The organism is Neobacillus sp. DFD-2R (genome assembly GCF_057747865.1).
On the sequence record NZ_CM173228.1, the window covers coordinates 800,809 to 821,079 of the forward strand.

At 39.4% G+C, this 20,271-nt stretch carries 18 protein-coding genes; all 18 read left to right on the forward strand.

Features of this window, described 5'->3' with window-relative positions:
* Window positions 1-176 precede the first annotated feature (176 nt).
* The 18 genes from AC3ANV_RS03825 to smpB all read left to right on the forward strand — a co-directional run bounded on the left by AC3ANV_RS03825 (window position 177) and on the right by smpB (window position 20,242).
* On the forward strand, window positions 177-1,172 hold the full coding sequence (locus AC3ANV_RS03825) for a hypothetical protein (protein WP_488312356.1): 996 nt from the start codon (window positions 177-179) through the stop codon (window positions 1,170-1,172).
* A 183-nt stretch (window positions 1,173-1,355) separates the two neighbouring features.
* Window positions 1,356-2,138 carry an FkbM family methyltransferase gene (locus tag AC3ANV_RS03830; RefSeq protein ID WP_488312357.1) on the forward strand — a complete coding sequence of 261 codons (783 nt, stop codon included), beginning with the start codon at window positions 1,356-1,358 and terminating at the stop codon, window positions 2,136-2,138.
* A 7-nt stretch (window positions 2,139-2,145) separates the two neighbouring features.
* The gene (locus AC3ANV_RS03835; protein ID WP_488312358.1) at window positions 2,146-2,856 is read left to right on the forward strand and encodes a hypothetical protein; all 711 of its coding nucleotides are present in this window, start codon (window positions 2,146-2,148) and stop codon (window positions 2,854-2,856) included.
* 260 nt (window positions 2,857-3,116) lie between these two features.
* Window positions 3,117-4,244 carry a glycosyltransferase gene (locus AC3ANV_RS03840; RefSeq protein ID WP_488312359.1) on the forward strand — a complete coding sequence of 376 codons (1,128 nt, stop codon included), beginning with the start codon at window positions 3,117-3,119 and terminating at the stop codon, window positions 4,242-4,244.
* Window positions 4,245-4,409: 165 nt separating this feature from the next.
* Window positions 4,410-5,375 (forward strand): GDP-mannose 4,6-dehydratase, encoded by a 966-nt coding sequence (gmd, locus tag AC3ANV_RS03845; RefSeq protein ID WP_488312360.1) that lies wholly within the window; start codon window positions 4,410-4,412, stop codon window positions 5,373-5,375.
* The gene (locus tag AC3ANV_RS03850) at window positions 5,372-6,295 is read left to right on the forward strand and encodes a GDP-mannose 4,6-dehydratase (RefSeq protein ID WP_488312361.1); all 924 of its coding nucleotides are present in this window, start codon (window positions 5,372-5,374) and stop codon (window positions 6,293-6,295) included. The genes gmd and AC3ANV_RS03850 overlap by 4 nt, the downstream gene beginning before the upstream one ends.
* Before the next feature lie 453 nt (window positions 6,296-6,748).
* Window positions 6,749-8,077, forward strand: a complete 1,329-nt coding sequence (rpoN, locus tag AC3ANV_RS03855; RefSeq protein ID WP_488312362.1) for an RNA polymerase factor sigma-54 — start codon at window positions 6,749-6,751, stop codon at window positions 8,075-8,077.
* Window positions 8,078-8,093: 16 nt separating this feature from the next.
* Window positions 8,094-8,351 carry a glutaredoxin family protein gene (locus AC3ANV_RS03860; RefSeq protein ID WP_488312363.1) on the forward strand — a complete coding sequence of 86 codons (258 nt, stop codon included), beginning with the start codon at window positions 8,094-8,096 and terminating at the stop codon, window positions 8,349-8,351.
* A gap of 132 nt (window positions 8,352-8,483) precedes the next feature.
* Window positions 8,484-9,506: a sugar-binding transcriptional regulator gene (locus AC3ANV_RS03865; RefSeq protein WP_488312364.1), complete on the forward strand. Its 1,023-nt coding sequence runs from the start codon at window positions 8,484-8,486 to the stop codon at window positions 9,504-9,506.
* A gap of 50 nt (window positions 9,507-9,556) precedes the next feature.
* The gene (gene gap, locus AC3ANV_RS03870) at window positions 9,557-10,564 is read left to right on the forward strand and encodes a type I glyceraldehyde-3-phosphate dehydrogenase (protein WP_488312365.1); all 1,008 of its coding nucleotides are present in this window, start codon (window positions 9,557-9,559) and stop codon (window positions 10,562-10,564) included.
* Between the two features lie 155 nt (window positions 10,565-10,719).
* The gene (locus AC3ANV_RS03875; RefSeq protein ID WP_488312366.1) at window positions 10,720-11,904 is read left to right on the forward strand and encodes a phosphoglycerate kinase; all 1,185 of its coding nucleotides are present in this window, start codon (window positions 10,720-10,722) and stop codon (window positions 11,902-11,904) included.
* Between the two features lie 156 nt (window positions 11,905-12,060).
* The gene (tpiA, locus tag AC3ANV_RS03880) at window positions 12,061-12,822 is read left to right on the forward strand and encodes a triose-phosphate isomerase (protein WP_488312367.1); all 762 of its coding nucleotides are present in this window, start codon (window positions 12,061-12,063) and stop codon (window positions 12,820-12,822) included.
* Window positions 12,815-14,350 (forward strand): 2,3-bisphosphoglycerate-independent phosphoglycerate mutase, encoded by a 1,536-nt coding sequence (gene gpmI / locus AC3ANV_RS03885; protein ID WP_488312368.1) that lies wholly within the window; start codon window positions 12,815-12,817, stop codon window positions 14,348-14,350. The genes tpiA and gpmI overlap by 8 nt, the downstream gene beginning before the upstream one ends.
* Before the next feature lie 24 nt (window positions 14,351-14,374).
* Window positions 14,375-15,673 carry a phosphopyruvate hydratase gene (eno, locus tag AC3ANV_RS03890; protein ID WP_307407433.1) on the forward strand — a complete coding sequence of 433 codons (1,299 nt, stop codon included), beginning with the start codon at window positions 14,375-14,377 and terminating at the stop codon, window positions 15,671-15,673.
* Between the two features lie 426 nt (window positions 15,674-16,099).
* Window positions 16,100-16,333, forward strand: a complete 234-nt coding sequence (gene secG, locus AC3ANV_RS03895; protein WP_488312369.1) for a preprotein translocase subunit SecG — start codon at window positions 16,100-16,102, stop codon at window positions 16,331-16,333.
* A gap of 233 nt (window positions 16,334-16,566) precedes the next feature.
* Window positions 16,567-17,313: an alpha/beta hydrolase gene (locus AC3ANV_RS03900; RefSeq protein ID WP_488312370.1), complete on the forward strand. Its 747-nt coding sequence runs from the start codon at window positions 16,567-16,569 to the stop codon at window positions 17,311-17,313.
* A 24-nt stretch (window positions 17,314-17,337) separates the two neighbouring features.
* Entirely contained in the window at window positions 17,338-19,686 is a 2,349-nt protein-coding gene (gene rnr / locus AC3ANV_RS03905; RefSeq protein WP_488312371.1) for a ribonuclease R, read from the forward strand.
* 88 nt (window positions 19,687-19,774) lie between these two features.
* Entirely contained in the window at window positions 19,775-20,242 is a 468-nt protein-coding gene (gene smpB / locus AC3ANV_RS03910; protein ID WP_488312372.1) for an SsrA-binding protein SmpB, read from the forward strand.
* Window positions 20,243-20,271: the final 29 nt, after the last annotated feature.

Genomic DNA, 20,271 nt, shown 5'->3' on the forward strand with positions numbered 1-20,271 from the left:
TGTATTGAAGTGCAGATGGCTAGTGAACTTGAGGAAGACGATATTGTACGGTTGCTTCTGTCCTGGGTGGAAATGAAGGAATCTTTTTAAATACTGATATTGGTGTTTATTATTAAAAAACTTGTGGCGAGCATATTTGATATTTGTTATTAACACGTTTTAGGAAGGGTAAAAATATGAAAATATTATATCTATCCGTTCATGAGGTATTAGAGTATGATGAGCTAAAAATATTTACTGAATTAGGATATGAATGTTACTGCCACGGTGCTTACTCTCGTCCTCATAAAGGTAGTAGACTCCGTCCCCCAATTCCAGAAATGAAATTTGACCCACATTTTGCTGATATGGTTGATCGATTTCCTAATGATAATCTACATCCTGAAATGATTGAAGACAAGGATATCATAATTATTATGCATGATCCTTTAATTATTATAAACAATTGGGAAAAGATTAAACACAAACGAGTTATCTGGCGATCAATCGGGCAATCTGATCCAACGGTTGAGAATATGCTCCGCCCATACAGGGAGCAAGGGATGGAAATTGTCAGATATTCTCCCAGGGAAAAATTAATACCAGATTATATAGGGGAAGATGCCATGATCCGGTTCTACAAAGATCCTGAGGAGTATAGCGGGTGGGAAGGTAGTAAGGGACAGATTATGACAATAAGTCAATCCATGAAAAAGTATTGGATCGGTTCCAACTACAATCTATTCCATCTCGCTTGTCTAGGGTTTCCAGTCAAATTATTTGGCCCTGGAAATGAGGATGCACCAGAGAGCGGGGGGATGCTGACATATGAACAGATGAAGCAAGAGCTGAGGCAAAATCGGGCGTTTTTTTATACAGGAACCCGGATCACGAGTTATACTCTTGGATTCATTGAGGCATTTATGACAGGCATACCCATTGTTTCCATTTCAGAAATGCAAGGAAACCATCCATTACTTAAACAACGTACTTTTGAAGTTCATGAAATTATTGAAAATGAAAAAGAGGGGTTTGTTTCCGATAATCTTTTAGAATTAAGACATTATTTAAATGAATTATTAAACAATTATGATCTTGCAAAGGAAATCAGTAATAACGCTAGAGCTAAGTCAATCCAGTTATTTGGTAAAGAGAAAATAAAAGATCAATGGAGAGTATACCTGAATAAATAATAAAAGGGTTTATTTATCTACTAAATTAATGTAGAGAACCTGTAGAAACTAATGCGATATGCATATGAAAATCAGAAAGAATAAAAACAAAAGGTAAGAAGGCTAGACTTGATATGGAAAAATCTTTCATGGAATGATGCAGGAGTCTTACTGAAAGTACAATAGAAAAGGTGTTGTTGAAAAATGTTCGGAACTTATATTGGAAATAATAGAATGCTTGTCACCTTAAAATCGGGTGGTAAGATTCATGCACTAGCTGATGATTTGAGTGTTACAACAGCATTGTTGATTGATGGTTATTTCGAGTTAGGTTTATCAAATTATATTTTGAGGAGTATTCGTGAAGGAATGAATGTGGTTGATGTAGGGGCAAACATTGGATACTTCAGTGTAATGCTTGGATTTAAGGTAGGAATTACAGGAAAAGTTACTGCTTATGAGCCTAATGATAAGGTATATCAATTAGTATTAGATAACCTAACACTTAATGAACATAAGCATAATGCTGTTGTAAAAAAATTAGGAGTTTATTCTGAAAATACAAAATTAACATTTCATGTTTCAGATAGATTCCAAGGAAATAGTTCTATTAAACAGCATAGTGACCAATATAAGAACGATTTTAAATCTGATGAAACACATTCCATTACAATTGATACGGTTGCTTTAGATAATGAAAATCTAGGACATATTGATTTCCTGAAGATTGATACAGAAGGCGGTGAGTATCATGTATTTAAAGGAATGAAAAATATTCTAGACAATAAACAAGTGGATACAGTAGTATTTGAACTTAACAAAAGCATGTTACAAGATGATGTACAGCCATTTTATGAACTACTTAAATCATATGAAGGAGACTATCATTATCATTTACTTACACCTAATGGTGAATTAATCAGAACAGGTATAGATGCCATCTATAGAAAGGATTTTATCGAGAATATTGTAATGACGAAAGGTTGATCAAAGTATGGACCTGAACCAGTATGAGAAGTCGTATTATTCACAAAACGGTGAAGATGGAATCATTCAAGAGATACTTAACCGTATCTCCCTCCAAGCAGATTATTTTGTAGAGTTTGGTGTCGAATCAGGATTGCAATGTAACTGTAGATACCTATATAACAATTTATGGAAAGGACTTATGGTTGAAGGTAATGAAGATTACTACAAGCAACTAAGAAGTAATTATGATATTTTCAACCTAAAAACAGTCAATTCATTCATTACAAAAGATAATATCGTAGAAATATTTAAGAAAAACAAAGTACCTAGAGATTTTGGCTTGCTTTCAGTTGATATAGATGGCAACGACTATTGGGTGCTAAAAGAAATACTAGGAAGCTTTACACCATTGGTAATAGTTTCAGAATACAATGCCTACTATCAACCTACTATTGAATGGATTATGAAGTATAATCCTAATCATATTTGGGATGGAACTAGCTATTTTGGTTCAAGTTTGCAATCACTTACTAAACTATGCAATACATTCGATTATGCATTAGTATGTACCGATAGCAAAGGTGTTAATGCATTCTATGTGAGGAGAGATTTATTAAATGATAACTTGTTAGAATTAACTCCATCACAAGCATATCACCCTCCTGGTTATTATGGTCATCTTAATAATGGCAAATACGGACACCCGTATAGAGATGGAGAACATACCACGGAGTGAAAATCATGAAAGCAATCATCTTGTGTGGGGAACAAGATTAAGACCCGTCAGGAAACACTACACCTTAACTATTGTTGCCAATTGGAGAAACACCACACCTAGAACAGATTGTGGAGAGTGACGCTTGGTAATTGATACTTTAAATAGAGTGGAAGGAAATCATATTTGTTTTGTTGAGGGTACGATGATTTGTTTTCAATTTTGCAGGGATGGCCGATAATTTGGCCACTGACACTTTTAGAAAGGGAGGAGATTAGTGTATGGCTCAGCCTACAGGAATTATATGGGTAGGTCCAATAGGAGATATGGGGGGATACGGTAATGTTACCAGGAATTATTTGAGAGCTTTGCAGCATATTGGACTACCGGTACATGTAGTAACTACGGGTAAGATCAGTCATGAAATTGGCGAAGACGATATCAAGCTAGTGACTGATTTCTTAAAGGCTAGACAGGATCCGGGCGATAATCCGGTGCTTGTGATTCATGGTACTCCGGAGTCATTTATAGGGTTTGAAAAAGCAGGTTATTATAAAACAATTGGAATTACCCTGTTTGAAACAGACCGCATCCCTATGCATTGGGCAAACATTTGTAATGATTTAGATGAGATTTGGGTTCCCACTCAATTTAATTATCAGACATTTACAGAATCCGGTGTTGATTCCTCAAAAGTTCACGTTATTCATTATCCAATAGAGAGCAGCATATACGCGAAACCATTCGACCCCTACCCTTTTTCTGACGAAGTAAAGTCTTTTAAGTTTCTATACACATTAGCGTTTGATTACCGAAAAGGGTTGGATTTGCTCATTCAAAGCTATTGTATGGAATTCTCGTCTACGGATGACGTTAGCCTGATTTTAAAAATTTATGTTCCCGGATGGATTACCCAGGAGAATTTATTTGAATTATTAACCACATATATACCAAATAAGGGAAATAACCCTCATATTCAGTTCATCATTGAAAACACTCCTCGAGAAGATTTGCTTTGTTTATATTCAAGCTGTGACTGCTATGTTTCCACTGAAAGGGCCTGCGGGTGGGGGATGCCCCAGATGGAGGTAATGGCGATGGGAAAATCGGTTATATCTATTAACTGGGGGGGAGTCACAGAATATATGAACGAACATAATAGCTTTTTAATTGAACCGGAGCAAGAACTAGAGCCCGTAAACCCTGAATTACAGCGCACAAGAATGATCCATTATTATGGACATAAATGGGCAAAGGTTAAAGAACAAAACGTTAGAAAGGTTTTGCGGGAAGCGTTCGAAAACCATAAAAAAAGAGAAGAAATTTCAATGCAGGCAAAACAAGATATAAAAAATCATTTCTCTCCACAAGTAATCGCTGAGCAAATGAAGGCCCGGTTATTTTCTTAATCTTTATATAAAGGATCAAGACAAATTAGTCTGTTCCTTAAATATAAAGATTTTTTTTGTTTTAAAATGTACTTTTTTCTTAAGTAAAAGGGAATAGAAGAAGCCAATAACCGCATAGAAAATACATAGGAATTCTTACAGTAAAAAAATCAGGGGAGGATATCCATGAAAAGAACTCTCATAACAGGTATAACCGGCCAGGATGGTTCATATTTGGCAGAACTTCTTCTCGAAAAGGGATATAAGGTATATGGTTTAAAAAGAAGAACCTCAACAGAAACCTATGAAAATATTAAACATATACAAAATGAAATTGAGTTTATATCCGGTGATTTATCTGATCTATCCTCATTAATACAGGCTGTGGAAATTTCTAAACCAGATGAAGTCTATAACCTTGGTGCACAATCTTTTGTAGCTGATTCCTGGTCCCAGCCAGTGTATACGGCAGAGATTACTGGTCTTGGTACACTAAATATGTTGGAAGCAGTCAGGCAAATAAAGCAGGATGCTCGTTTTTACCAGGCTTCAAGTTCTGAAATGTTTGGAAAGGTAGTTGAAACCCCTCAAACGGAAACGACCCCGTTTTATCCCCGAAGTCCTTATGGTGTTGCTAAAGTATATGGGCATTGGATTACCGTTAATTATCGTGAGAGTTATGATTTATTTGCCTGTTCAGGAATTTTATTCAACCATGAATCACCGCGAAGGGGAATACAATTTGTTACACGGAAAGTAACTGATGCTGTAGCGAGAATTAAACTCGGCCTTCAAACGGAGCTTCGCCTTGGAAATCTTGATGCAAAACGGGACTGGGGTTTTGCTGGTGATTATGTAAAAGCAATGTGGCTCATGCTTCAACAGGAAAAGCCGGACGATTTTGTCGTGGCAACTGGAAAGACTCATACAGTATGTGATCTTGTTGAAACTGCCTTTGATCATGTTGGATTGAAATGGGAGGATTACGTTGTCCAGGATCCTGCATTTATGAGGCCGGCAGAAGTAGATTTGCTCCTCGGAAACCCCCAGAAGGCAAAAAGAGAGTTGGGATGGGAGCCTAAGGTTTCCTTTGAGGATTTAGTAAAAATGATGGTAGACCATGATCTGAAAAAGTACGGTCAAACTACATGAAGGCTTTGATTACGGGAATTACAGGATTTGTCGGTAAACATCTGGAGGCCTTCTTAAGTGATAAAGCTGATGTTTATGGAATTTCAAGATCAAAAAGAAGCGAGAAGCATATATTTGAAGTAGATTTACTTTCTGAAACAAAAATCATTCAGTTAATTAAGGAAATTAAACCTACGCACATTTTCCACCTTGCAGGGTTAAGCAATGTAAAGGATTCTTGGAAACATAAAGCGGATTTTATTCAGGCTAATGTGATGGGAACGATTCATTTATTGGAAGCTGTAAGGAAAATAAATAACCCAATTAAAGTCTTGACAGTTGGGTCATCAGAGGAGTATGGACTTATTCCGAAAGGGTTAGACAAAGTCACGGAGGAAACAGCATTAAATCCAGTTAGTCCATATGGAATCAGCAAGTGTGCGATAAGTATGCTTGTGAATTTATATTATAAGTCATATGGATTAAACGTCATACATGCCAGACCTTTTAATCATATAGGACCTGGCCAGAGGTTAGGATTCGTAACATCTGATTTTGCCTATCAAATAGCGCTTATCAATAAAGGGAGAACAAAAGATCCTATCCTCCGAATTGGGAATTTAAAAACGGCAAGGGATTTTACCGATGTAAGGGATATTGTGGAAGCTTATTACAATATCGCATGTTTCGGTAAAGCGGGGGAAGCTTATAATGTGTGTACAGGCCAAGAAGTTTATATTCAAGACATATTAGAGAAATTTATAAGTTTTTCAAATAAAAAGATCGATCTCGTAGTTGACCCAAGCAAAATAAGAGTGGCAGAGATTCCAAAATTAGTAGGGGAACCTGAAAAATTGTTTAAATTAACGGGATGGAAACCGAAACGGGAACTTGAGGATACATTAAAAGACATTTATGATTACTGGATAGGAGTTTTATGAAATAATGCCCCTATTTCATCTTCTTGTTCTCAATAAGAGTGTTCTTTTCGAAGAGTGAAATGTTTTAAGAGCCTTTCTGGACAGGAAAGGCTCTTTATGTGCGCTTGGCAGCGCATCGTTCTAATGGGTTAAAGTCCCTAACATGCCGTTGTGGCGGAAATGTATAGCTAACAGGTAGTGCGAGAATCGTGAGATTTCGTGCGGAAGACCTGAAGGCAAAACTCGGAACAGGTGGCTGAAACCATGTTGGCTGGTAAGATGGGGTAACCCTGCATAAAATGGGGATGTCCAATACCACTCTGTATCTTACTAGTACTTCGGTAAGGGGATAACAGGTATGAGTTGTCATCCACTTGTGGACACGCCCTCCAAATGAAAACTTTGCGCCTACCATTTTCTTGCCATACACCAATTCCTTTTAATCATGTAAAATAGAGAGTAGGGGGGATTGGAATGAATTTAAAGGCGGGTTTATGGCAACAGCAAACATTAAAATTGGCGATGACGCAGGAGCTCTCGCAGGCGATTGCTCTTTTGCAGTATTCGGCACAGGAGCTGGCGGCTTTTATAGAAAATAAAGCGCTTGAAAATCCTCTTTTACAGGTTGAACATGGAAATGTTCATCCAATGAATCCATTAATTGACCGGAACCGTAGGAAACACCAGAAGGCGGAAAAAGACTGGATTGAACAAATTGCTGACAAGCCGATTTCGCTGGAAGATCAATTAATTTCCCAGTTGAATTTAAAGAACTTCTCAGCGAAGCAATTAAGAGTCATCCGCCATCTTATCCAAAATATAGATGTAAACGGTTACTTCCTGGGTGATCTAACTGAAATAGCCCAAACATTAAATACACCAATAGAGCTTGTAGAAAAAAGTTTAAAGATCATTCAGTCCCTTGAACCTGTCGGTATTGGGGCGCGCAGCCTGCAGGAATGCTTATTGCTTCAATTAGAATATGAATATCCGGATAATGAACTGGCGCAGCAAATCATTTCAAACTATTTTGTTCTCTTTGCGGAAAAGAAGTGGAAGCAGATTGCAAAAGAGCTGCAGGTTTCACTTAAAGATATTCAAGATGTTTTTGATGAAATTCAATTGCTTAACCCAAAGCCGGGAGCACTTTTAGGCCATGATACAACAACCTATATTATTCCTGATACAATTGTTGAACGAAACGGGGAAGGATATACTGTAAGAATGTTTGATGACAACCTTCCAAGGATTAGTTTTAATGAGCACTATTATCAAAAAATCAATTCCAGACCTGACAACGATCAGCAGGTAAACCGCTTTTTACAGGATAAGTTTCAGGATTATCAATGGATTATGAAAAGTATTGAACAGAGGAAAGAAACCCTTACCAAGGTCGTTGCTAAGATTGTAGAGAAACAGTTATTATTTTTTCAAAAAGGACCTAAACATTTGCAGCCGATGACAATGAAGGAAATTGCAGGCGAGCTTGAGATTCATGAATCTACTGTAAGTCGTGCAGTCAGGGAAAAGTATGTCCAAACACCGGTAGGGACATATCCCTTAAAAACCTTTTTTACCAGCACAATTCAAACTGTTTCTGAAGAAAATACTTCGTCGTCTCAAGTGAAAAATGCGATTTCACTTTTAATAGAAAAAGAGAATAAACAAAAGCCGCTTTCCGATCAAGAGATTGTGGAACAATTAAAAAATACGGAGGGGATTGTGGTCTCAAGACGTACCATTGCCAAGTACCGCGACCAATTAGGCATTCCTTCCTCCTCAAAACGAAAAAGGTTTGATTGAAAGGAGGAGAATTGATTTGCGAGAGCATGCCATTACCTTATACACTCGGAAACAATGTCCTTTATGTGATAAAGCAAAAAAATCTTTACTGGAGCTACAAGAAGAGTGGAATTTTTCTTTAAAGGAAATTGATATTGCTGAAAGTGATGATTTAACTGAACGTTTTGGACTAATGATTCCCGTTGTTTATCTTGATGGAGAAGAAATCGCTTTTGGTATGGTTAACAAATTTGACATAAGTAACCGCTTACAGGTAAAAAGGGCAATCTTTTAAGTTGAAATAGGTTTTCACTCCTGTTAAAATAAAAAGTGTAGCAGGGGTGATTTTTTTACATGTGGTGGGACATAATATGTCTATGGTGGACGTTTTTTGACCAACTACATAAAATAAAGGAGCATGCAACACATGCAGTCATTCATCGACATTCAAAAGAAATTATTACCTGATCTCCTTCAAGTATTGCAGAAAAGATATTCCATCCTTAGAAACATTGGATTTATGCAGCCTGTCGGAAGAAGGAGCTTAGCAGTCAGCCTTGGATTTACTGAAAGAATTCTTCGCAGTGAAGTGGAATTTTTAAAGGATCAAAACTTAATTTACACAAATAATGTTGGGATGAGTTTGACATCTGAAGGAAAAAATTTACTCGAAGTTCTTGAAGGCTTGATGCGCGAATTGAAGGGTATTGATGTACTAGAATTAGAACTGAAACATCGCCTTGGAATCAAAAAGGCAATCATCGTACCCGGAAATAGTGATGAATCTCCGATGGTGAAAAGTGAACTTGGAAAAGCATGTGCAACTAGCATGAAAATGCTTCTCGGAGGAAAAAATATCATCGCTGTAACTGGCGGGTCCACAATGGCAACAGTAGCAGAGGAACTCTCACCGGAACTTGGTAATAAAGAGCTACTTTTTGTTCCTGCCCGTGGGGGAATTGGAGAAGATGTTCAGAACCAAGCTAATACAGTTAGTTCGATTATGTCAAAGAATACCCATTCTAAACACCGTGTTTTTTATGTACCGGACCAAGTCAGTCCTGAGATTTATGAGTCATTGCTTAAAGAACCCGACATTCATGAGGTAATACAACTAATTCAATCCGCAAGCATGGTTCTGCACGGAATTGGAGATGCTATCACAATGGCTAAACGAAGAAAAACGCCACCGGAAGAAATGAACAAGATCGAAGGTGGAAAAGCAGTTAGTGAAGCATTTGGCTATTACTTTAATGAAGAAGGCGAAATTGTCCACAAAGCATTAACAATCGGTCTGCAGCTGAATGATCTGGCAAGGATACCAAATGTAATTGCAGTAGCAGGCGGAAGCTCTAAAGCCAAAGCAATAAAATCGTATATGAAACAAGCGCCATCATCGACGATTTTAATTACCGATGAAGGTGCGGCAAGAATGTTATTAAAAGGGTAACACCTTTTTAAATAAAATAGACTCACCCAAACAAAGGAGGAAATTTTATCATGACAGTAAAAGTAGGAATTAATGGATTTGGACGTATCGGACGTAACGTATTCCGTGCGGCATTAAACAACAGCAATGTGGAAATCGTAGCAATTAATGACTTAACAGATGCAAATATGCTTGCGCATCTTTTAAAATACGATACAGTTCACGGAACTCTTTCTGAAGATGTTACAGTTGATGGTGAATACCTAGTAGTTGGCGGTAAAAAAGTAAAAGTTATTGCTGAACGCGACCCTGCACAACTTGGTTGGGGAGAGCTTGGTGTTGAGGTAGTTGTAGAATCTACAGGCCGTTTCACTAACCGTGAAGATGCTGCGAAACACCTTGAAGCAGGTGCGAAAAAAGTTATTATCTCTGCTCCGGCTTCAAACGAAGATATTACAATCGTAATGGGTGTTAACGAAGATAAATACGATGCAAACAACCACCATGTATTATCAAATGCTTCTTGTACTACTAACTGCCTTGCACCATTTGCAAAGGTATTAAATGATACATTCGGAATCAAGCGCGGTATGATGACAACTGTTCACTCATATACAAATGACCAACAAATCCTTGATTTACCACACAAGGACTACCGTCGTGCGCGTGCAGCTGCTGAAAACATGATCCCAACATCAACTGGTGCAGCTAAAGCCGTTTCTCTAGTTTTACCGGAACTTAAAGGTAAATTAAACGGTATGGCAATGCGTGTTCCAACTCCAAACGTTTCTATTGTTGACTTAGTTGCAGAATTAGAAAAAGACGTTACTGCTGAAGAAATCAATGCAGCATTAAAAGAAGCAGCTGAAGGTCCATTAAAAGGAATTCTAGCATACAGCGAGCTTCCATTAGTTTCTAGCGATTACAATGGCGCTACTGTTTCTTCTACAATTGATGCATTATCAACAATGGTTCTTGAAGGCAATATGGTTAAAGTATTATCTTGGTATGATAACGAAGTTGGTTACTCTAACCGCGTTGTTGACCTAGTTGATTACATCGCTGCAAAAGGACTTTAATTATACATTTAAATCATTGGCTTAGGATTGAAATCTCAATCTTAAAAGGGCTATAATGATTAATGGTATTACAAAGGGGAGCGGGGGAGATTCCCCCGCTCCTTTTTTAATGCAACCTGTTTTTATAGTAGCTTATACTCTAGGAGGCTCTTCGCATGAACAAAAAATCATTAAAAGATGTTGATGTTAAAGGGAAACGCGTTTTTTGCCGGGTAGATTTTAACGTCCCGATGCAGGATGGAGAAATTACGGATGAAACAAGGATTCGCGCAGCATTGCCAACCATTCAGTATTTAATGGACAACGGTGCGAAAGTAATTTTAGCAAGCCACTTCGGTCGTCCGAAGGGAAAAGTTGTTGAAGAAATGCGCTTAACTCCAGTTGGCGTACGACTTTCCGAATTGCTTGGTAAAGAAGTGAAAAAAGCAGATGAAGCATATGGTGATTCTGTTAAAGCGTTAATTGAAACAATGAACGAAGGCGATGTCCTTCTACTCGAAAACGTTCGTTTTTATCCCGGCGAAGAAAAGAATGATCCGGAATTAGCTAAAAACTTTGCTGAGCTTGCTGATGTTTATGTGAATGACGCATTTGGTGCTGCTCACCGTGCACATGCTTCCACAGAAGGAATTGCGCATAACCTTCCTGCTGTTGCCGGCTTTTTAATGGAAAAGGAACTTGAAGTACTAGGCAAAGCTTTATCAAATCCGGAACGTCCTTTTACTGCAATAATCGGTGGTGCGAAAGTTAAGGATAAAATCGGTGTTATTGAGAATTTATTAGAAAAAGTTGATAACCTCATCATCGGCGGCGGTTTGGCTTATACCTTTGTTAAAGCGCAAGGACATGAAATTGGAAAATCGCTTCTTGAAGCAGATAAGATTGATCTTGCAAAGGAATTTATGGATAAAGCGAAGGAAAAAGGCGTTAATTTCTATACGCCTGTTGATGCAGTTATTGCGGATGATTTCTCGGCAGACGCTAATTCAAAAGAAGTATCCATTGAAGAAATTCCTGCTGATTGGGAAGCACTTGATATCGGACCAAAAACGGCTGCGATTTATCGTGATGTGATTCAAAAATCAAAGTTAGTGATTTGGAACGGACCCATGGGTGTATTTGAAATCGATAAATTTGCTAATGGAACAAAAGCAGTTGCGGAAGCACTTGCCGATTCAGAAGGTACATATTCGGTTATTGGCGGCGGGGACTCTGCAGCAGCAGTAGAAAAGTTCAATTTGGCTGATAAAATGAGCCATATTTCCACTGGCGGCGGAGCATCGCTTGAATTTATGGAAGGCAAAGCACTTCCGGGCGTTATTGCTTTAAACGATAAATAATTTTTTAACTCAAGGCTATGTTAAAGCTCATTGTTGATTTAGCTCACTATGTTGATTGATTGGAGCGGAAATCAACAGGCAAGTTTAACAGAGCCTAACTCAAAATAATTTTATTTACTTTTTTCTGATTTACAAGCCGAGAAAGGATGTGCCAGCATGCGTAAACCTATCATTGCAGGTAACTGGAAAATGAACAAAACACTTTCTGAAGCAAAAAGCTTTGCTGAAGAAGTAAAAAGCCTTGTACCTGCTCAAGAAAAAATGGAATCTGTCATTTGTGCACCTGCATTATTTTTACAAAGCCTAGTAGAAACTGTTAAAGGCAGCAATGTGAAAATTGGTGCTCAAAATATGCATTTTGAAGAAAGCGGAGCATTTACCGGTGAAATCAGCCCGAATGCTTTAGCAGACCTCGGTGTACAGTATGTAATCATTGGTCATTCAGAACGTCGTGAAATGTTCAATGAAACAGACGAATCAGTCAACAAAAAGACGCTTGCTGCGTTCAAATATAACCTAACACCTATTGTTTGTTGTGGTGAAACACTTGAACAACGCGAAAATGGTGAAACAATGAATCTTGTTGGCTCACAAATTGAAAAAGCTCTAACAGGACTAAGCGATGATCAAGTGAAACAAACGGTAATTGCTTACGAGCCAATTTGGGCAATTGGTACGGGAAAATCTTCTACTGCTGAGGATGCAAACGAAGTTTGTGCGCATATCCGTCAGGTAGTTGCGAAACAATTCTCTGAGGATGTTGCAGCTGCTGTAAGAATCCAGTACGGTGGAAGTGTTAAGCCTGGAAATATCAAAGAATATATGGCACAACCGGATATTGATGGTGCATTAGTAGGCGGAGCAAGCCTTGAAGCACAATCATTCTTGCAACTTTTGGAGGCAGGACAATATGAGTAAGTCACCAGTCGCCTTAATCATCCTGGATGGTTTCGGTTGTCGAAGCGAACACAAAGGAAATGCGGTCTACCATGCGAAGAAACCGAATTTTGACCGTTTCTGGGGCACCTTTCCGCATTCTCATTTAACAGCTTCCGGTGAGGCTGTCGGTCTTCCTGAAGGACAAATGGGGAATTCTGAAGTTGGGCATTTAAATATTGGTGCAGGCCGAATTGTTTACCAAAGTTTAACCCGTGTGAATATTGCGATTCGTGAAGGCGAATTTGAAAAAAATGAAACGTTTACTGCTGCAGTGGAACATGTGAAGAAAAAGGGTACTGCCCTTCATTTATTTGGCTTGCTGTCTGATGGCGGCGTTCATAGCCATATCAATCATATGTTTGCATTGTTAAAGATTGCAAAAGATGAAGGTGTGGAAAAAGTCTATGTTCATGCTTTCCTCGACGGCCGTGATGTCGGACCGAAGACAGCAGCAACATATATTCAGCAAACACTGGATAAAATGAAGGAGTATGGTGTTGGAGAATTAGCGACTATTTCCGGTCGATACTATTCCATGGACAGGGACAAGCGCTGGGAGCGGGTTGAAAAATCCTACCGTGCAATGGTTTATGGTGAGGGACCGACTTACACCAATCCGTTAGAATTAGTAGAAGATTCCTATCAGCATGGAATTTTTGATGAATTCGTCATTCCGTCTGTTATTACGAAAGAAGACGGACAACCAGTCGCCACGATTCAGGATGATGATGCTGTTATTTTCTACAACTTCCGACCTGACCGGGCAATTCAAATTTCTAATACGTTTACAAATGAGGATTTCCGCTCCTTTGATCGCGGACCAAAGCATCCGAAAAATTTATTCTTTGTTTGCTTAACACACTTCAGTGAAACGGTTGATGGGTATGTAGCATTTAAACCAACGAACTTGGATAATACCATCGGTGAAGTGTTTGCCCAAAATGGTTTAAAACAACTTAGAATTGCCGAGACCGAAAAATATCCGCATGTGACATTCTTTATGAGCGGCGGACGCGAAGAGAAATTCCCCGGAGAAGAACGGATATTAATTAATTCTCCAAAGGTTGCTACCTATGACCTTCAACCGGAAATGAGTGCCTATGAAGTGACGGACGCGTTACTCAAGGAAATTCAAGCGGATAAATTTGATGCGATTTTATTAAATTTTGCTAATCCTGACATGGTTGGGCATTCCGGAATGCTTGAGCCAACTATTAAAGCGATTGAAACCGTTGATGAATGTTTAGGAAAAGTGGTTGATTTAATTCTTGAAAAAGGCGGATATGCAATCATTACCGCTGACCACGGAAATGCCGATGAAGTGGTGACGCTAGAAGGCGAGCCAATGACGGCACACACAACGAATCCTGTACCGGTTATTGTGACGAAAGCCGGTGTAGACTTACGCGATGGCGGCATCCTTGGAGATTTAGCTCCAACGATGTTGGATTTATTAGGTTTAGAAAAACCGGCCGAAATGACCGGAACATCATTGATTAAAAAATAATTTAAATTTTAAGGAGAGATACAAATGCCATTTATTGTTGATGTATACGCACGTGAAGTTTTAGATTCCCGCGGTAACCCTACTGTTGAAGTTGAAGTTTTTACTGAGTCAGGCGCTTTCGGACGCGCATTAGTTCCAAGCGGTGCTTCTACAGGTGAATACGAAGCTGTTGAACTTCGTGATGGCGATAAAGAACGCTATCTTGGCAAAGGCGTTTTAAAAGCTGTTGATAATGTTAACGAAATTATTGCTCCATACCTTGTTGGCGAAGAATTCAGTGTTTTAGATCAAGTTTCAATTGATAACGCATTAATTGAATTAGATGGAACAGAAAACAAAGGCAAATTGGGTGCGAACGCTATTCTTGGTGTTTCTATGGCGGTTGCTCACGCTGCAGCAAATTATTTAGATATTCCTTTATACCAATACCTTGGCGGATTCAACTCTAAACAGCTTCCGGTTCCAATGATGAATATTGTAAACGGTGGAGCTCATGCCGATAACAACGTTGATATCCAGGAATTCATGGTTATGCCGGTAGGTGCGCCAAACTTTAAAGAAGCCCTTCGTATGGGTGCGGAAATTTTCCATAGCTTAAGATCAGTTCTTAAAGGCAAAGGCCTTAATACTGCTGTAGGTGACGAAGGCGGCTTTGCTCCAAACTTAGGCTCAAACGAAGAAGCTCTTCAAACGATTATTGAAGCAATCGAAAAAGCCGGCTACAAGCCTGGTGAAGAAGTTATGTTGGCAATGGACGTAGCGTCTTCTGAAATTTACAACAAAGAAGATGGAAAATACCATCTTGAAGGTGAAGGCGTTGTGAAAACTTCTGAAGAAATGGTTGCATGGTATGAAGAGCTTGTTTCTAAATACCCAATCATCTCTATCGAAGACGGATTAGATGAAAACGACTGGGAAGGCCATAAGCTGTTAACAGAACGTATTGGCAGCAAAGTTCAATTAGTTGGGGATGACTTGTTCGTTACCAATACGAAAAAGCTTGCTGAAGGTATTGAAAAAGGAATTGCTAACTCTATCCTTATTAAAGTTAACCAAATTGGTACCCTTACTGAAACCTTTGATGCAATCGAAATGGCTAAACGTGCCGGTTACACTGCCGTTATCTCTCACCGTTCCGGTGAAACCGAAGACAGCACAATTGCTGACATCGCAGTAGCAACAAACGCCGGTCAAATCAAAACGGGTGCTCCATCTCGTACAGACCGTGTAGCGAAATACAACCAATTGCTTCGTATCGAAGATCAATTAGGTGAATCCGCTAAGTTTAACGGAATTAAATCTTTCTATAACTTAAGCAAGTAAACACTAGGAGGCACTCATTTTTTGATGAGTGCCTTTTTATTGTTTAGGAAATTATAAAATAATTTGGTATAGATAACTTGAAAAAGTATCTGAATCCAGCTCCATAAGGAAAGCTTCGGCAGCATTAGCATCGCACGAAGAAAAAGCGATAGCTTTTTCGAGGAGCGCCCAGCGGCTAGTGGACTTCGCTCTTCTCCCTACGATAAGTCAACATCGTATCGCTAACGCTATCCGTGTTTCCTTTATCTCAGTCGAAGCGCTCCAGTCCTGTCGTGCGCTAACCGGGCGCTTGCGCCTTTTGTTCCGCGATAATGTGGTTTCCTACAGCCTCCTAAAAGCTGTCACAATAACTACTATTGTTAAAAGGGCATTTATATGGTAAATTAAGAATACTGTGAAATGTACGTCTAACAGGAGGTGGCCTTCATGCATGTATTGGTTGTAACATTATTAGTAATCGTAAGTATTGGACTCATTGGAGTTGTTTTACTTCAAGCCGGTAAGAGCGCCGGATTATCCGGAGCCATTTCGGGTGGTGCCGAATCACTGTTCGGAAAGCAAAAAGCACGGGGGATTGATTTGATACTTCACCGTATTACTATTATTTTATCAATTTTATTCTTTGTTCTTGCTATCGCTGTTACTTACTTTAAAATCTAACCCGGCTGCTGGCCGGGTTTTTTGTCGTTTCATTAGAAAAATCCGGACCTGTGGATCTTTGTTTCAGTTTGCTGATTTGAAGGACTGTTTTCTTGTTGATAGAAAGGAATTTGTAGATAATTTATCCGCTTTAAATTTTAACTTCCCCACTTCGTAAGCCTTATTTCTGGAATGTTCACCCCCTCTTTGCTTAAACTAAGATAAGTTAACTGATTTTTAAAGGAGTTTTACAGATGAGAGTGACAATACCTAGGCCATTTACCTTTAAAGGAGGAAAAAGAGCCGTTCTTTTATTGCATGGTTTTACCGGCAATTCAGCAGATGTTAGGATGCTGGGCCGGTTTCTTGAAAAAAAAGGTTATACATGCCACGCACCACACTACAAAGGTCACGGCGTCCCACCGGAAGAACTAGTACATACAGGACCGGAAGATTGGTGGCAGGATGTAGTAAATGGATATGAATTTTTAAAAAGTAACGGACATACGGAAATTGCGGTCGCAGGACTTTCCCTAGGCGGCGTATTTTCTTTGAAATTGGGTTACACTGTACCTATAAAAGGTATTGTACCGATGTGTGCACCGATGTATATCAAAAGTGAAGAAGTTATGTACCAAGGAATTCTTGAATATGCCCGCGAATATAAAAAACGTGAAGGAAAATCAGAAGATCAAATCGAAATGGAAATGAATGAGTTTAAAAAAACTCCGATGAATACATTAAAGGCACTTCAGGAATTAATTGCCGATGTTCGTGATCATGTTGATATGATTTATTCCCCAACCTTCATTGTTCAGGCACGTCACGACCATATGATTAATACGGATAGCGCCAATATTATTTACCGTGAAGTGGAGTCAGATATTAAAGAAATTAAATGGTATGAAGAATCCGGCCATGTGATTACATTGGATAAAGAGCGGGAACAGCTTCATGAAGATATTTATGCCTTTTTAGAAAAATTAGATTGGAACGATTAAATCGTACCCCAAGGAGGGATTTGCTTGGAAGATAATATTCAAAAGCATGTAGACAGGCTTTTGCAATATATGAAGGATGAGGCATACAAACCATTAACGGTTCAAGAGCTTGAAACAGCCTTCGGTATTCAAGACTCGAGCGACTTTAAAGAGTTTGTAAAAGCGCTTGTTCAAATGGAAGAAAAAGGGTTAGTGGTTCGGACCCGCAGCAACCGCTATGGTTTGCCGCAAAAAATGAATTTAATTCGCGGAAAATTGACAGGCCATGCGAAAGGATTTGCGTTTGTGATTCCCGATGAGCCCGGAATGGATGATATTTTTATTCCGCCGAATGAAACAAACACCGCTATGCATGGTGATACCGTTTTAGCCCGTGTTTCATCGGAAACCTCCGGCCAGCGCCGTGAAGGCAGCATTATTCGCATCCTGGAGCGGGGTATCCAGCAAATGGTCGGAACGTATGTAGAAAGTAAGAGTTTTGGCTTTGTGATTCCCGATGATAAAAAGTTTGCCAGTGATATTTTTATCCCAAAATCGGCTTCCAAAGGAGCGGTTGAAGGACATAAAGTCGTTGTTAAGCTTGTCACCTACCCTGAAGGTAGGAAAAGTGCTGAGGGTGAAGTCATCGAAATTCTCGGGCACAAAAATGACCCTGGAGTCGACATCCTTTCCGTCATACATAAGCACGGGCTGCCGATGGCTTTCCCGGATGAGGTGCTAAAGCAGGCAATCGATACACCTGATACGATTGACGAGAGTGAATTGGCGAACCGACGCGATCTACGGAACGAAACAATTGTTACGATTGATGGTGCTGATGCGAAGGACTTGGATGATGCTGTAACCGTAACGAAGCTGGAAAATGGCAACTATAAGCTTGGCGTTCATATTGCCGATGTCAGCTATTATGTAAAAGAAGGAACACCAATTGACCTTGAAGCGGAAGAAAGAGCAACGAGTGTTTATTTAGTCGACAGGGTTATTCCAATGATTCCTCACCGGTTATCGAATGGGATATGTTCCTTAAATCCTAAAGTAGACCGTTTAGTGCTTTCTTGTAATATGGAAATCTCATCAGAAGGTCAAGTGGTGAACCATGAGATTTTCCAAAGCGTTATTAAAACAACTGAGCGCATGACCTATCATGATGTAAATAAGATTCTTGTCGATCAGGATGAGGAAACAATAGCTAGGTATGAGGCGCTTGTACCCATGTTTGAAATGATGGAAGAGCTTGCGGCGATTTTACGTAACAAAAGAATGAAGCGCGGCGCAATTGATTTTGATTTTAAAGAATCGAAGGTATTGGTAGATGATGAGGGTAAACCAACCGATGTTGTTCTCCGCGAACGTTCGGTTGCAGAGAGACTCATTGAAGAATTTATGCTTGCAGCGAACGAGACGGTTGCCGAGCATTTTCATTGGCTTGACGTACCGTTTATTTATCGGATTCACGAGGATCCGAAGGAAGATAAGCTGAGAAAGTTTTTCGAGTTTATTACCAACTTTGGCTATATTGTAAAAGGGACGGCGAATGATGTGCATCCAAGAGCCCTTCAGGAAATTATTGAAGAGGTTCAAGGGAAGCCCGAAGAAATGGTTGTATCAACCGTTATGCTCCGCTCGATGCAGCAGGCAAAATATGATCCGGAAAGCTTGGGACATTTTGGACTATCGACTGAGTTTTATACGCATTTTACATCGCCGATTCGCCGCTATCCCGATACAATCGTTCACCGTCTGATCCGTACCTATTTAATAGAAGGAAAACTCGATGAAACGACAAGGGAAAAATGGAATGCCCGTTTGCCTGAAATTGCTCAGCATTCTTCAAAAATGGAGCGCCGTGCGGTTGATGCGGAGCGTGAAACCGATGAGTTGAAGAAAGCGGAATACATGGAGGATAAGATTGGTGTTGAGTATGATGGGATTATCAGCTCGGTGACCAATTTTGGGATGTTCGTCGAGCTTCCAAATACGATTGAAGGTCTTGTTCATGTTAGTTACATGACTGATGACTATTACCGCTTTGATGAGCGCCATTTCGCCATGATTGGCGAACGGACAGGTAATGTGTTCCGAATCGGAGATGAGATTACTGTACGGGTTGTAAAGGTCAATAAAGATGAACGCTCAATTGATTTTGAAATCGTCGGCATGAAGGGTACTCGCAGAGAGCGATCCGAAACACCAAAAGTTTTCAAAACCGGTAGCGATACGAATAAGCCGCGACGAAACAAACAGCAGCAAGGTGACCGTAATAAAAAGTCTGAGACGTCAGGACAAGGTCAGGGGGACAAATCGAAAAAGAAGAAAAAATTTTACGATAATGTTCCGAAAGCAAAAAGTACAAAACGGAAAAAGAGAAGATAGTCATACGGGGGCCTCAACTTCGGCCCTCTTTTAATTGTCTGAACCTGTCCATTCTGCTAAAATAGTAGCCATAGAAGAGGTGAGAAACATGCCAAAAGGTGAAGGGAAAGTTGTCGCCCAAAATAAAAAGGCTTACCATGATTATTTTATTGAAGAAACCTATGAAGCGGGAATCGTTTTGCAGGGAACGGAAATTAAGTCGATTCGTGCGGGTAAAGTCAATTTAAAGGATTCCTATGCAAGAATCCAAAGTGGCGAAGCTGTTTTATTTGGAATGCACATCAGCCCATATGAGCAGGGGAATCGCTATAACCATGATCCATTAAGAACGCGAAAGCTTTTGCTTCATAAGCGTGAAATTAATAAGCTTATCGGTGAAACAAAAGAAGCCGGTTATGCACTTGTGCCGTTAAAGCTTTATTTGAAAAACGGCTTTTGTAAGGTACTGGTTGGGCTTGCAAAAGGTAAGAAGAATTATGATAAGCGGGAGTCCTTGAAACAAAAAGAAGCAAAACGTGAAATTGAACGAGCCTTCCGTGATCGTCAAAAAATGTAACTTACAAATAATTACAATTGAAAAATACG

What these genes read in the sequence shown, in the direction of transcription:
- AC3ANV_RS03825 (WP_488312356.1), top strand. Translation starts at nt 177, where the DNA reads ATGAAAATATTATATCTATCCGTTCATGAGGTATTAGAGTATGATGAG.
- AC3ANV_RS03830 (WP_488312357.1), top strand. Translation starts at nt 1,356, where the DNA reads ATGTTCGGAACTTATATTGGAAATAATAGAATGCTTGTCACCTTAAAA.
- AC3ANV_RS03835 (WP_488312358.1), top strand. Translation starts at nt 2,146, where the DNA reads ATGGACCTGAACCAGTATGAGAAGTCGTATTATTCACAAAACGGTGAA.
- AC3ANV_RS03840 (WP_488312359.1), top strand. Translation starts at nt 3,117, where the DNA reads ATGGCTCAGCCTACAGGAATTATATGGGTAGGTCCAATAGGAGATATG.
- gmd (WP_488312360.1), top strand. Translation starts at nt 4,410, where the DNA reads ATGAAAAGAACTCTCATAACAGGTATAACCGGCCAGGATGGTTCATAT.
- AC3ANV_RS03850 (WP_488312361.1), top strand. Translation starts at nt 5,372, where the DNA reads ATGAAGGCTTTGATTACGGGAATTACAGGATTTGTCGGTAAACATCTG.
- rpoN (WP_488312362.1), top strand. Translation starts at nt 6,749, where the DNA reads ATGAATTTAAAGGCGGGTTTATGGCAACAGCAAACATTAAAATTGGCG.
- AC3ANV_RS03865 (WP_488312364.1), top strand. Translation starts at nt 8,484, where the DNA reads ATGCAGTCATTCATCGACATTCAAAAGAAATTATTACCTGATCTCCTT.
- gap (WP_488312365.1), top strand. Translation starts at nt 9,557, where the DNA reads ATGACAGTAAAAGTAGGAATTAATGGATTTGGACGTATCGGACGTAAC.
- AC3ANV_RS03875 (WP_488312366.1), top strand. Translation starts at nt 10,720, where the DNA reads ATGAACAAAAAATCATTAAAAGATGTTGATGTTAAAGGGAAACGCGTT.
- tpiA (WP_488312367.1), top strand. Translation starts at nt 12,061, where the DNA reads ATGCGTAAACCTATCATTGCAGGTAACTGGAAAATGAACAAAACACTT.
- gpmI (WP_488312368.1), top strand. Translation starts at nt 12,815, where the DNA reads ATGAGTAAGTCACCAGTCGCCTTAATCATCCTGGATGGTTTCGGTTGT.
- eno (WP_307407433.1), top strand. Translation starts at nt 14,375, where the DNA reads ATGCCATTTATTGTTGATGTATACGCACGTGAAGTTTTAGATTCCCGC.
- secG (WP_488312369.1), top strand. Translation starts at nt 16,100, where the DNA reads ATGCATGTATTGGTTGTAACATTATTAGTAATCGTAAGTATTGGACTC.
- AC3ANV_RS03900 (WP_488312370.1), top strand. Translation starts at nt 16,567, where the DNA reads ATGAGAGTGACAATACCTAGGCCATTTACCTTTAAAGGAGGAAAAAGA.
- smpB (WP_488312372.1), top strand. Translation starts at nt 19,775, where the DNA reads ATGCCAAAAGGTGAAGGGAAAGTTGTCGCCCAAAATAAAAAGGCTTAC.